The sequence below is a fragment of the Paenibacillus jamilae genome, assembly GCF_050482105.1.
GTDB lineage: Bacteria > Bacillota > Bacilli > Paenibacillales > Paenibacillaceae > Paenibacillus > Paenibacillus jamilae_B.
This window is the reverse complement of the sequence record NZ_JBCNHI010000003.1, coordinates 336,798-349,684: the sequence shown is the minus strand read 5'-3', so window position 1 is coordinate 349,684 and position 12,887 is coordinate 336,798. Positions and strand designations below refer to the sequence as shown.

The window sequence follows — 12,887 nt, the reverse complement described above, 5'->3', positions numbered from 1 at the left end:
AATTCATGAGGATGTGATACTATGGCGAATTTACCATCTGCGGCAACAAAATTGGTTATCGTTGAAGGGATACCTGGCTCTGGAAAATCTACATTATCCCAATATATACAGGACACCTTAAACACGCATCGAATAGAATCGGAGCTATTTTTAGAAGGGAACTTACGACATCCCGCTGATTATGAATCGGTTGCATGTGTGCCGAATGAGGAACTTAATAGGCTCCGGTCTAGCTATGCCGATGTATTTCATGATATTGATCCATTTGTATCGCTAAGCGGTAACGAATCATTAATCGCATACGCGCTTGCGCAGCAATCAGCTCAAAATGAAATTCCCTCTAGTTTGTATGAGGAAATACGGCGCTATGAAATCTACGATGGGATACCTGTAGAAAAATATTGCGAGTTGGTGGTTCAACGTTGGAGTTCTTTTGCTAAAGATCAGCGAGAAAAGGAAAAGCTGGTCATACTCGAATGCTGTTTTTTACAGAACCCAGGGTGTGCATTACTCGCTCGACATGATGCTGGAAATGATCGATTTGTTCAGCACGTATTACAGATTGCGGAGCAAATTCAGGACCTTAATCCAATTTTGTTCTATCTGAAGCAACCTAGTGTCCGTGAGACGATTGAGCGAGTGAAAACGATGAGGTCCCAAGAGTGGCTAGATTTTGTGGTTTGGTACCATACGGAGCAGGATTATGGAAAGAATAAGGGACTACACGGGTACGATGGATATATACAGTTCCTTGAACATCGACGAGAGCTAGAATTGCACATTATTGAGCAGCTTCCTTTTCAAACTTTTATAATGGATAACTCCGATTATGATTGGGAAAATCAACAGCGGACTATTTCGAACGTCATGATGAAGTATTTATAATCTCGGGAAACGATAGTTTAATTAGACAAAGTAACCATTTGCAGCCTTACCGGCACTTATATATAGAATTTACATACAGAGGAGGTGCAAGAGGTGCAGCGATGGATTGGGGAAGCTCGGCTAGGCGACCAAATCGCATGGGAGCAAATTGTACAGCATTTCAGTGGGATGGCTTTTTCAGTAGCATATACGAGGTTAGGGGATTGGGGTCTGGTTGAGGATACAGTTCAGGAGGCGTTCGCTGAGGCTTTTGCCAATCTCCATAAGTTACAGGAAGCAGAGGCGTTCCCTGGATGGTTCAAGATCATTGTCGAACGTCAATGTCATCGTCTTCTACGCCGGAAGAAGCCCACGATGATGCCGTTGGACGAAACTATAGTCATGGATGTAGAGAAATTTGATGTGGAGCTTATCGCTGAAAGAAGGGAATGGCACCAAAAGCTTCATCAATCCGTCGAGGGTTTATCTGACAAGTTAAAACTGGCAGTTCAGCTGTACTATTTTCAGGGATATTCGATCGGTGAAATATCAAGCTATCTAAGCGTATCTCCATCCGTGCTAAAGAAACGGCTGTTCGATGCCCGCAATAAGCTGAGAGCTTCGCTGCTTGTTACCGACTTTGTATCCATGTTTAACGACATTTATGAAGGAGGAGAGTCGGTGCTGCATATAGTTAACGGAGATCATGTCGGTGACAAGCTCAGGAAAGGGAACATTCGTGGAGATATCTTGGTCTGGAGAGAAGTGTATCCGATAGGCCCTGTTTTTCTTGAAATGGGCGAGCCCTCATCGAGAGCAGCTAGAGTGGAATATTTGGAGAGGACTCTCGGGATTCCGGTACAAGACTATGTATCTAATTGCGAGGCTCAGGAGCAGATTTTGCATAACTTTCATAAATATGATGAAGTCGTACTATGGTTTGAGCACGATTTGTTCGACCAGCTGATGCTAAGCTACTTGTTGTATTGGTTTTCAAAACAGACCTTAGGCCAAACCAAACTGAGCTTGCTGTGTATTGGCAACTACCCAGGTATTGAACCGTTTAGGGGCTTGGGACAGCTTACAACGAAGCAGTTAGAAAAATTGTCAGGCACGTGGCAGCAGATTGGCCAGCAGGAGCTTGAGATGGGCAAAAGAATCTGGGAAGCATATGCCTCCCCGGATATAACACGGCATATTGATATTTTGCATGAAGACACATCTGCCCTGCCTTTTGCTCATGCGGCACTTGAACTGCACCTATCTCGTCTACCTTCTACCGCCAATGGGCTGGGCATCGTAGAGCAGACAACTTTGGAACTCATCCAGCAAGGAGTAAATACTCCACAAGAATTGTTTAAGCAGATCGGGAACCGAATAAATGATCTAGGAATGGGTGATTTGGAATTTTGGTATCGTTTAAGGAGTATGTCGGAACGACCACATGCACTATTAGAGGTTCAAGGGTCACATTCATTTCCTGATCATCAAAAGAAAATAACGTCGTCCTTTGACCAATGTGTTATTGCCTTAACGAAGGTAGGGAGGAATACAGCGGCGGGAGCACATGACTGGGTGAAGATGAAGGGAATAGACGAGTGGTACGGCGGTCTGTGGCTGCAAGGTGATTTGTCATGGCGCTGGGATTCAGGGAGTAAGCAGTTGGTGTATACGGACACCTTATTGTAAATGACAGCAGGTTCTGGATGTGGAGCGGGCTTAGTTTATATCAAAAGCCCAGTCACATCCTGATACCCCATACTAACCAACAATTCATTACCATTTAGCTCATGTACTTTCTTTACTGTCACATCTAACTCCATACCAAGTATATATTGCAACACTTCAGCAACATATTTAGGCTGGTTAAGGTTAATAGAATATTGCTTACCCTCTTTCATCACCCGTAATCCTTCATTCAGAGGGCTACCAGTGATAATTGTATCTTTAGTAGTAAACTGAATTATAAATTTTATATCTCTATTTTCAGAAATAATAGTCAACTTGGATCTACAGTAAATATCTCTAACCGTTCTATAATTCCACCAATATGTATTTCCACTAACTACTATTTTTCTCATAGCAATCTTGTCCCCTTTCCTACAAGGAAGCAGAATCATTGCCGATTCTGCTTCTTAGATTAAGTCGCTGCGGAGTGATCGCTCGGCTTCACAAAAGCCCCAGAGTGGCATTGGTATCGTAGGTGAGCCGTTAATGCTTCACCCAGGCAGAAGTCCAGCTCATGAAGAGGGCGACAGCCGGTGACGGAGCCGTGGTCTTGCCCTGGCAGCATGCTTCAGTATTTCATCCGTTAACTCGTATCTTGGCCCCATGTCCCTTATTTTAATTGATTTCTACGTATTGTACAGTTTGTGTACAGCTCCAAGATGAATCGCGCGATAATTCTTAAAATTCTACATAACAATTTCTAGTTATTCATATACATAAACTGTTGATTTAAATGATCACAAAGCTGTAGTTCTCGGATGTATCTTGTAAAAAAACGGAGTTCAATTGTTATTTTCGCGAGGAAATTCTCACTTTTTAGCAGAAATGATTTATAATTATCAGATAATAGTAGATATAATTTTTAAAAGATTATATTTTAGGTATAATGGAGATAGAAAAGGTATGTTCCTGAGTGGAGCCTTGCTTCTTGAGTCAGTTAAGCAGGAGGGCCTGCTCTTTTTTGCAAATATAAGAGATAAGGAAGGTTTTTATGAATAGTATTCAGAAAAATACAGACGTTATCTTAATCGGTGCCGGAGTCATGAGCGCGACTTTGGGATCATTGCTGAAAGAGTTAGCACCGGAATGGGAAATTAAAGTGTTTGAGAAACTGGCAAGTGCAGGAGAAGAAAGCTCTAACGAATGGAATAATGCAGGTACGGGTCATGCTGCACTGTGCGAGCTGAACTACACATCTGAAAAAGCGGACGGATCTGTAGATATTCGTAAAGCGGTTAATATCAACGAACAGTTTCAGCTCTCAAGACAGTTTTGGTCTTTTCTTGTCAACAGTAATTTGATTCGTAATCCACAGGACTTTATCAGGCCAATACCTCATATGAGTTTGGTAATGGGTGAAAAAAACGTATCTTTTTTAAAAAAGCGCTTTAAAGCGCTTTCAAGTGTTTCTCTGTTTCAAGGCATGGAATTTTCCGATGACCCTGAAAAGCTGAAGGAATGGATTCCGCTAATTATGGAAGGCCGTGCATTGAATGAACCGATTGCAGCAACCAAAATCGACTCTGGAACAGATGTTAACTTTGGTGCTTTAACACGCATGTTGTTTGACCATTTAAAAAGCAAAAATGTCGAAATTAAATACAAGCATAGTGTAAAGGATATTAAACGTGCGAGCGACGGCTCATGGAGAGTCAAAGTGAATAACCTGGATAACGGTAAAGTTGAATATCATAATGCCAAGTTTGTCTTTATCGGTGGTGGGGGCGGAAGTCTGCCTTTACTGCAAAAAACCGGCATTCCTGAGTCCAAATATATCGGGGGTTTCCCGGTAAGTGGGCTATTTATGGTATGTAACAATCCTAAATTGGTTGCCGAGCATCATGCAAAAGTATACGGTAAAGCTAAGGTGGGTGCTCCTCCCATGTCTGTTCCGCATCTGGATACAAGATATATTGGTAACCAAAAAGCATTGCTGTTTGGACCATTTGCCGGCTTCTCACCAAAGTTCTTGAAAACGGGATCAAACTTGGACCTGATTGGTTCCGTAAAGCCCAATAACCTCATTACGATGTTGGCGGCAGGGGCAAAGGAGATGGCGTTGACCAAATACCTGATTCAGCAAGTGATGCTATCGAATGAAAAGCGTTTGGAAGAATTACGCGAGTTTATTCCCAATGCGAAAATTGAGGACTGGGAGATCGTGGTGGCGGGCCAACGCGTGCAAGTGATCAAAGATACGGAGGGCGGCAAAGGAACTCTTCAATTTGGTACGGAAGTGGTTAGTTCGGCTGACGGATCAGTAGCTGCTTTGCTCGGTGCTTCTCCAGGGGCTTCGACTGCTGTGCACGTTATGCTGGAAGTATTAGAGAAATGCTTCCCACAGCATATGGAAGAGTGGGAACCGAAAATAAAAGAAATGATTCCTTCTTATGGCGTGTCGCTGGCGGAAAACCCAGAGCTTTACCAAGAGATATATAACACCACAACAGAGGTGCTGGGTCTGGGCGAAAAAGAACCGTTGCATCGTTAATTTTTATGGGGCTAGTATCTGGATCATCCAAATATTTTTTTAATAAAATGTACAGTAATCTTACAATTCGTATTCAAATCGCATAAGCAGCAACGTAAAGCGGTGGGGAGTTCTCCACCGCTAAAAATAATTTCGTTGGAGCGCTGATCTTTGTAATCTTCTGTGTTTATTTGGGCCAACTATAGTAATCACAGTAATTATGAAGCAGGCTATAAAGGGGAAAAACCATTCTTTACCGATCGTTCCCGATATGATAGGATAAAGCCAGACAGAGAATAAAGATATGCGATGACCAATGGAGAATGATCGTTTCCAAAAGGTCTTTTCATTTAATCCAGATGTATTCTAAATGGTCAGGAGGTAGATATAATGGCCAGGAGCAAAGAATTTGATGAAAACGTTGTTCTGGAAAAGGCCATGAAGCTGTTCTGGGAGCAAGGGTATGAGAAGACCTCGATGAATGATCTTGTCGAACATATGGGCATCCATCGAAGAAGTATCTATGATACCTTTACCGACAAGCACACCTTGTTCCTCAAAGCGATGGACCGATTTGGAGAGCGAATTAGCGGTAGATGGACGGCAGGAATCAAGCAATCTCAGACGGCTAAGCAGGCGCTTCAGTACATTTTCGACTTCATTATTAACGGTGAAGAGGACGTACCTTCCGGCTGCATGTTCGTGAATTCGGCTGTCGAATTAGCGATTCGGGATGAGGAGATTGACACGATCGCGAAGAGTTCCTTTGCGAAATCGGAGGAACTGCTTGCAGAAATCGTCACGTGGGGACAGCAAAACGGCGAATTCACACAGCAGTACGAAACGAAGGAATTGGCTGAGTATCTGCAAAATTCCCTAGCGGGACTGCGGGTTATGGTACGGACCTCCGTTCCGAAAGAAAAGCTGCAACGGATTGCTGAGCTGAACCTGCGTATTTTAGAGATATAGACAATAAAGGAAGGCAAATTTTTTTCACATTTCTAGAACGATCGTTCTCAATATTGTGCACCGTGCGTCATGTCCAAGCGTGTCTAATTTGATCGCAATTAATAAATAAAAACCGAGGAGGAAATGAATTATGACAAACAAAATCGCGTTAATTACGGGTGCAAGTAAAGGAATTGGTCTAGAGGTTGCAAGACAACTGGGACGGCAAGGGATAACGGTGTTGGTCGCTGCGCGCACGAAAACAGCAGCAGATGAAGCAGCAGCCGGGCTGTTGCAAGAAGGCATTCAGGCAGTCGGCGTGAAGCTTGAGGTGACGAATTCTGCACATATCGCGGAATTGGCCCAATTCATCGAGGATACTTACGGACGGCTGGACATTTTGGTCAACAATGCAGGCATTTTGGCAGAAAAAGCGGGTTATGACGGGGATGCTTTCAGAGATACTTTTGAGGTGAACACAGTCGCACCCTATTTGATTACAGAAGCACTGTTGCCGTTACTGTTAAAGAGCAAAGCAGGCAGAATCGTCAATCAAAGCAGCGCCATAGGCTCGATTCAGTTCCAGTTGACCAATGAACGGGTGCAGCAGCTTGCTACCCCGGCTTATGCGGCATCTAAAGCAGCCTTGAATATGCTGACAGCCTACTGGGCGCAAAAAAACAGTGGGACGCATCTGAAGGTCAATTCCACACACCCCGGCTTGGTCAAAACGCAGATGGGTGGGGAAAAGGCGGAGCTGTCGGTGGAGGATGGAGCGAAAACGGCGGTTCGGCTGGCGACCCTGCCGGAGGATGGTCCAACAGGCGGATTTTATTATATGGATGACCAGCTTCCGTGGTAAAGCGTGTCGCACGAAAGAAATAGGTATCAAAACGATTACTTAAAGAGAGACCGTCCTTAGTACAGGATAGTCTCTCTTCAAAACCTTTCTACGACATCTATTAAGATGGACTATTAAGCAAATCCTCAGCTATTTTAACTAAATCTTTTTTGGTCAGCGGGCTGTCTTGGTTATCGGATATGTTGTAGTGTAAATGTCTTTTTTCATCGAGCCATCCCAGTCGGTTTTTTCCTGCTTCCAAGGGCTTGCTTGCTTCACTTGCCCTGATGTAATAGACCTTGGTTCCTTTGATTGTCACTTGCTCAGCCGAATCCTGTTCATTTTGCATGATGGTCGTCTTCGTGACTTCCGGAGTATATTTGGCGACGGTAATATTTACATAGTCGTTTCCTTTCGCATACCGGGCAAAAGAGAAGTCTGACTTGTCCCAGCACAGCTTTTGAATAAACAGATTTTCGCCCTCCGGTGCAGCTTTAGCCTGTTGCATCAGTTGATCGGTTAAAGCCTGATATTCCTTTTTATCTATCTTCCCAGGATATGCAGCGACTGGATAGATGTATCCGTAATCAAACTTGTAGCCATCCGGTAGATGAGTGGGATTGCTGAGTAATGGAGCCTCAGTCCGCTTGATTTCATCTTGTAAGCTGTTGAAGCTTGAGAGTTCAGCCGGTTTGTACGCAAACAGGACCGGATTAGATAGGTTGTTTTGATTCATGGAATCGTCTTTGACGTAATAAGCAGCATATTCTCCTGGTTGCAAACGGCTCTTCACCTCTTCATTCCACCGTTCGTAGGTGGAGGTATACGTTTTGGAGGCGTCCGTTTCGGTAGGTGTTTTGGCGGTATTTAATACAACGGCGCCCTTACTGTTGCGGAACTCAAGATATTGTGAAGCCGCGTATCCAGTCACAGAGGCCCCTACTACAAAAAGCAGAATCATGATGGGGACGGTGACGCGAGGCTGAAAATGGATTTTTCTGATATTTACCTTTTTGGGCGTCGCCTTTTGGTAGACTTTTTCCATCACTTTGTCAGAGACGTCAAAAGCCTGAATTTTCGAAGCGTTCTCTGGCTCGGTTAGCTTGTCCATGTTTTTGAATCCTCTGTCTTGCAGATCGGTGTATTTTAGGCTTTGTTTTTGAATTCTGTCTTGTAACTCACGCATTTTTGGTCCTCCTTTAGGGGCTCCATTATTTTCTTGAGCTTTGTTTTTGTTCTGCCGTATTTTTTCTTGGTAGCGTCCTCGCTTTTGTTCATGATTTCCGCGATTTCCCCAAACGTTTTTTCTTCAAAAATGCGCAGCACCAACAGGTTACGCTCCTCTGCGTTCAATTGATCCAACGCCCGACTCAGTGGTTCACTAAAAAGCTGACGTTCCATAATCTGCGCTGCACTGTCTGAAGTTCCATTAGTTGAGGTGAACAGGCTAAGTCTGAATTTGCGCTGTAGCTTCTTCCTGCGAATCAGGTTCAGGCAGTGATGATAGGCCATTTTATACAGCCAGGAGGAAAAGCCCGCTGCCGGCTTGTACCTGCTGATTTTCTCAAAGGCATTGACGAAAATATCCTGTACAGCCTCTTCCGCCTCCTGCTCATTTCCTAATAGCCTCCAGCAGTACACAAAAATCTGACGTTGATACTCCTGTACAATGTAGGCGTAATCCTGGATTTCGCCAGCTTGAACTTGTTGGATTCTGTATTCGATTTCCTTATTCAAAGATGTAGGCACCCCCTCTGATCAAAAAGAAAACTATATCTATATAACAAACGAAGATGACCAAAAGGGACACCTTGTCTAAAATTTTTTTAAGTGTTGTAGCGACTCTTTAAGAGAATACGATAAAGCAGATCAATTATCACCCACGTAATTAGTTTTATAGAGTTAAAGGTATATTGTGGAAGTGAAGAGATGGTAAAATGAAATTAAGAATTGATAAGAAGGAGGTCTACAGTTTCTGGTGAATGAAAGTGCTAAGAAATATAATTTTGATCATGTGATGCTTTACCTTCATGATCAAATGAAGTTGCTGCCTAACTTAGAATCAAAATACATTGGATTAACCATGCCGTTTCCTCCACAAGCTGCGCTACGGAATAGGATGGTTGAAAGTATTGAGACATTAATAGCACACGATGAGGACGTTTGTATTGCTGTTCATTTTAATCAATCTGATGCTGGGGCTATTGAATATGAGAAAATAATTTTTATAGGAACGGATTACTTGCATCTCAAGAGAATCGCTGATTTTATGAAAAGACAAGATGTTAACCTGAGCATCAAAGACACCTGCATACTCTATAGAGAATGTACTGCTGACTTGAACATAAATTTAAAAGGCAATCATTCCAGAATAACAAGTTTGAATGACCTATTTGCAGGAGTTGAAATTCATATTGATCGTTTAGAGGCTGGAATGGGATATCGATATGAAAATAAACAAGTGAATGAGGATATTATCCATTATTGCTGTCATAAAGATGATGAGGAAGGTAGGGAGCTTGGATACCAATTATTTGTAAAATCGTTGGATTACTTTTCCAAGAAATTATTAGCTGAAGGATTTGTATTAGGGTATCCTGCTGTAGATTCTAAAATTAGAATAATGAAGGCCTCTTGTTCAATGTGTTTTTATCGAGATTATTATTACATTAGTGGAGCACATATATCACTCAAAACCGCCATGCAGCAAGCAGATTGGCAAATATGCGAACCTTTGATGCAGGTCCATATGATCTGTAACAAGCTATATTTTGAAGAGAACTCCTTTTTTAGAGGGGTAGAAAATCTATGTATATTCGAGGACGAAGATGATTATAAGTTATCGTTTAAATCTAGACTTTCCACAATCATTGATATTCTAGAAGAGATGTATAACCATAAAAATGATGTTTCGGACTTCCATATAGAATTGGACAGCTACGTGCCAGTTGAAGGTGTTACTCAGTTAAAAGAGAAATTCAAAGTCATTTATAATATCGATAAATGGAAAGATGAGTTAGAGGAGCAAGAGATGAACTCGGCCATCCCGCCTGTATAGCTTACGAAAACCTTCGGCTGTTCTGGACGGGATGGCCTCACTCTTTTTATGCAGGTACCTTCTACTTATGCCCTTTGCGTACCTTTAACAGCTTGCCCTTTACGGTCGTATTCTTCATTATTTCAAGCACCAGTGGGCCCTTGCCATTCAGAATCTCAACATCTGTCACATTATCCAGAATCGTAATGATGCCGATATCATCTGCCGTTACCCCGTCAAGCTTAGCGATGGTACCCACAAAATCGACAGCTCTAAGTTTTTTCTTCTTACCACCGTTAAAATTGAGCTTCATAATCTGTTGGTTTAATTGCTTGCGCTTGTCGTTTTTGAGTACAGTTTTTACATGTAGGTTCCGCTCGAAATCTTCTCTGCGGAGATCTACAGCCTCTTCCGAGGGGGCTTTTACTTGCGGAATTGCAAATCCAATATATGTTTCAATATCAGCTAATCGGTTGTTATCTTTAGGAGTGATTAGAGTAATGGCTTTCCCCGTTTTGCCAGCACGTCCTGTACGGCCTGTACGATGAACATAGCTTTCCTTTTCAAGGGGAATATCGTAGTTGATGACATGGGTGATATTCGTGATATCAATCCCTCTGGCGGCTACATCCGTTGCGATCAAGTAACGGAATCGTCCCCTTCTGAATGCGTTCATTACCTCAAATCGCTCATCCTGCTCCATGCCGCCATGAATGCGATCACATGGATATTCGAGGTCAGCCAATGCTCTGAATAGTGTATCTACATGCTCTTGCGTACGGCAGAAAATGATGCAGCTGTCAGGGTTCTCAACAATGAGCAGATCCTGCAGCAGAGCCAGCTTGTCCGCCTCTCGCACCTGGATAAGAGAGTGATCAATCGTGGCAGTCGTTACACCTGTCGCCTTAATCTCAATTTCCACAGGATCGTTCATATATTTACGTGATAGTTTGGCTACATCTTCGGGAAAAGTAGCGGAAAACAACATCGTAACCCGGTCACTAGGCAGCGCCTGAATAATCGACTGAACCTGCTCGATAAAGCCCATATTCAGCATCTCGTCAGCTTCATCAATCACGAGATAGGCAATTCGATTTAAGGATAGCGTGCCTCGTTCAATGTGATCCAGTACACGTCCAGGCGTACCTACAGCCACATGTGTTCTTTGTTTTAGCTCGGCCTTTTGTATATGAAAAGGATGTTTCCCATAAAGGGGCGTTGCTTTGATCCGCTTAAAGCGTCCAATATTCGTGATGTCTTCAGTAACCTGTAATGCGAGCTCACGAGTTGGTGTCAGGATTAAAGCTTGGGGTTTATTTTCATTCCAATCTACTAGCTCACAAAGTGGAATACCATATGCTGCTGTTTTGCCGCTGCCTGTTTGCGATTTGGCTACAAGATCCTTCCTCGCAAGCGCAACGGGAATAACCTCCGTTTGAATCTCTGTTGGCGTCTCATAGCCCAGGCTATTCAGAGCCCTCACAATTTCTTCACTTAATGGATAATCTGCAAAATGCTTCTGACTCATTCTCAACCTCTTCTGCGCTGTATTTAAGAACCATTACATATATCATGTCATCGTGTATCGAACTTATACTCATCTAGTATACTCTATATCCAGAATCACTCTAATACATATTAGCGATTAACATGTTGTTTTCCAGTAAGGCAACTATACTTTTCAGGGGCGAAAAAACACAGTTTTTTGGGATTCATGTTGTAGCTATCCTGCAATGATGTAAGATTTTTCGGGTAAAATCTATACTTTCACATGTAGCAGAAAACAACTATTCATTCTTATAATTGGAAATGTAAGCGTTTAAATTATTGAGGAAGAGTATTATCAAACTATATGTGTGAGGAGGAGATTTTATGTTGAGAGTTAGAGTGGGCAAGTTGGTGAGCAGCTTGGCGTTGGCGGGTGTGTTGTTATCGTCTGTTCTGGTCAACCAGGCTGATGCTGGCCTGGCAAATGGAAGCAAATTTTTGGGGAATGTCATTGCGGGCAGTGTCCCTCCTAGTTACGGAACATACTGGAATCAAGTGACGCCAGAGAACTCGACTAAGTGGGAATCGGTTGAAGGCAATCGTAACAACATGAACTGGTCGCAGGCGGATACTGCCTACAATTATGCGCGTAGCAATGGCTTCCCGTTCAAGTTCCATACGTTGGTATGGGGTGCCCAGGAGCCAGGTTGGGTTAGCGGACTGCCGGCTGCTGACCAGAAAGCGGAAGTGACTCAGTGGATTAAAGCAGCAGGTCAACGCTATCCGAATGCGGAGTTTGTAGATGTAGTGAATGAGCCGCTGCATCAGAAGCCGTCCTACCGCAATGCCATTGGTGGCGACGGGTCGACCGGATGGGATTGGGTCATATGGTCGTTCCAACAGGCCAGACAAGCTTTTCCGAATGCCAAGCTACTTATAAATGAATATGGAATTATCAATGACCCTTCATTAACCGACCAATATGTCAATATTATTAATCAGCTCAAGAGCAGAGGTCTGATTGACGGAATTGGCATTCAATGCCACCAGTTCAGTATGGACACCGTCTCAGTCAACACGATGAATAGTGTACTAAATAAGCTGTCGGCGACCGGGCTGCCGATCTATGTGTCGGAACTGGATATAACTGGAGATGACAACACCCAACTTGCCAGATACAAAGAGAAGTTTCCGGTACTCTGGCAACATCCTTCAGTGAAGGGAGTTACGCTCTGGGGGTATATCCAGGGACAAACCTGGAAGGCGAACACACATCTGTTGAACTCGAACGGCTCAGAACGCCCTGCACTCCAATGGTTGAGACAATATCTGCAGAGATAAGCTATAGGTGGCACTTAAAACCCAACAGATGCGAACTTTTGTCAAATGTCTGGGCTGGGTAGTTATTTATTAGAAGAAGTCTTGGCTGAATTTGTATTCCCAAGGCTTCTTTTTATTTAGCTTAAACATATTTTTTTGCTTGAAATAAAACCGTCTGGACGGTATAGTTA

The 12,887-nt window shown here is 43.1% G+C and carries 11 protein-coding genes; 7 read left to right on the top strand and 4 right to left on the bottom strand.

The window, feature by feature from the left end; genetic code table 11:
* Positions 1-21 precede the first annotated feature (21 nt).
* Positions 22-885 (top strand): P-loop NTPase family protein, encoded by an 864-nt coding sequence (locus ABEW32_RS02860; protein ID WP_430184519.1) that lies wholly within the window; start codon positions 22-24, stop codon positions 883-885.
* 93 nt (positions 886-978) lie between these two features.
* Positions 979-2,553, top strand: a complete 1,575-nt coding sequence (locus ABEW32_RS02855) for a sigma-70 family RNA polymerase sigma factor (RefSeq protein WP_430184517.1) — start codon at positions 979-981, stop codon at positions 2,551-2,553.
* A 35-nt stretch (positions 2,554-2,588) separates the two neighbouring features.
* Here the strand turns inward: ABEW32_RS02855 and ABEW32_RS02850 are convergent, their stop codons facing one another.
* On the bottom strand, positions 2,589-2,945 hold the full coding sequence (locus ABEW32_RS02850) for a hypothetical protein (RefSeq protein WP_430184515.1): 357 nt from the start codon (positions 2,943-2,945) through the stop codon (positions 2,589-2,591).
* A gap of 638 nt (positions 2,946-3,583) precedes the next feature.
* Between ABEW32_RS02850 and ABEW32_RS02845 the strand changes: the two genes are divergently transcribed.
* The 3 genes from ABEW32_RS02845 to ABEW32_RS02835 all read left to right on the top strand — a co-directional run bounded on the left by ABEW32_RS02845 (position 3,584) and on the right by ABEW32_RS02835 (position 6,872).
* Positions 3,584-5,083, top strand: a complete 1,500-nt coding sequence (locus ABEW32_RS02845) for a malate:quinone oxidoreductase (protein ID WP_430184513.1) — start codon at positions 3,584-3,586, stop codon at positions 5,081-5,083.
* 369 nt (positions 5,084-5,452) lie between these two features.
* Entirely contained in the window at positions 5,453-6,031 is a 579-nt protein-coding gene (locus ABEW32_RS02840) for a TetR/AcrR family transcriptional regulator (protein WP_430184511.1), read from the top strand.
* A gap of 130 nt (positions 6,032-6,161) precedes the next feature.
* Positions 6,162-6,872: an SDR family oxidoreductase gene (locus ABEW32_RS02835; RefSeq protein ID WP_430184509.1), complete on the top strand. Its 711-nt coding sequence runs from the start codon at positions 6,162-6,164 to the stop codon at positions 6,870-6,872.
* 100 nt (positions 6,873-6,972) lie between these two features.
* Here the strand turns inward: ABEW32_RS02835 and ABEW32_RS02830 are convergent, their stop codons facing one another.
* A complete protein-coding gene (locus tag ABEW32_RS02830) occupies positions 6,973-8,037 on the bottom strand; it encodes a DUF4367 domain-containing protein (protein ID WP_430184507.1) in 1,065 nt (354 codons plus the stop codon).
* Positions 7,998-8,588: an RNA polymerase sigma factor gene (locus ABEW32_RS02825; protein ID WP_430184505.1), complete on the bottom strand. Its 591-nt coding sequence runs from the start codon at positions 8,586-8,588 to the stop codon at positions 7,998-8,000. The genes ABEW32_RS02830 and ABEW32_RS02825 overlap by 40 nt, the downstream gene beginning before the upstream one ends.
* A 241-nt stretch (positions 8,589-8,829) precedes the next feature.
* Between ABEW32_RS02825 and ABEW32_RS02820 the strand changes: the two genes are divergently transcribed.
* Positions 8,830-9,909: an elongation factor G gene (locus tag ABEW32_RS02820; RefSeq protein ID WP_430184503.1), complete on the top strand. Its 1,080-nt coding sequence runs from the start codon at positions 8,830-8,832 to the stop codon at positions 9,907-9,909.
* 61 nt (positions 9,910-9,970) lie between these two features.
* Here ABEW32_RS02820 and ABEW32_RS02815 read toward each other — a convergent pair whose 3' ends face one another.
* A complete protein-coding gene (locus tag ABEW32_RS02815) occupies positions 9,971-11,416 on the bottom strand; it encodes a DEAD/DEAH box helicase (RefSeq protein WP_430184502.1) in 1,446 nt (481 codons plus the stop codon).
* Positions 11,417-11,760: 344 nt separating this feature from the next.
* On the opposite strand from ABEW32_RS02815, the gene ABEW32_RS02810 reads away from it, so the two are divergent.
* A complete protein-coding gene (locus ABEW32_RS02810) occupies positions 11,761-12,717 on the top strand; it encodes an endo-1,4-beta-xylanase (RefSeq protein ID WP_430184500.1) in 957 nt (318 codons plus the stop codon).
* The last annotated feature ends 170 nt before the right edge of the window (positions 12,718-12,887 follow it).

Coding starts and splice junctions, on each gene's coding strand:
- ABEW32_RS02815 (WP_430184502.1), bottom strand. CDS start 11,416: ATGAGTCAGAAGCATTTTGCAGATTATCCATTAAGTGAAGAAATTGTG.
- ABEW32_RS02840 (WP_430184511.1), top strand. CDS start 5,453: ATGGCCAGGAGCAAAGAATTTGATGAAAACGTTGTTCTGGAAAAGGCC.
- ABEW32_RS02850 (WP_430184515.1), bottom strand. CDS start 2,945: ATGAGAAAAATAGTAGTTAGTGGAAATACATATTGGTGGAATTATAGA.
- ABEW32_RS02830 (WP_430184507.1), bottom strand. CDS start 8,037: ATGCGTGAGTTACAAGACAGAATTCAAAAACAAAGCCTAAAATACACC.
- ABEW32_RS02810 (WP_430184500.1), top strand. CDS start 11,761: ATGTTGAGAGTTAGAGTGGGCAAGTTGGTGAGCAGCTTGGCGTTGGCG.
- ABEW32_RS02845 (WP_430184513.1), top strand. CDS start 3,584: ATGAATAGTATTCAGAAAAATACAGACGTTATCTTAATCGGTGCCGGA.
- ABEW32_RS02835 (WP_430184509.1), top strand. CDS start 6,162: ATGACAAACAAAATCGCGTTAATTACGGGTGCAAGTAAAGGAATTGGT.
- ABEW32_RS02860 (WP_430184519.1), top strand. CDS start 22: ATGGCGAATTTACCATCTGCGGCAACAAAATTGGTTATCGTTGAAGGG.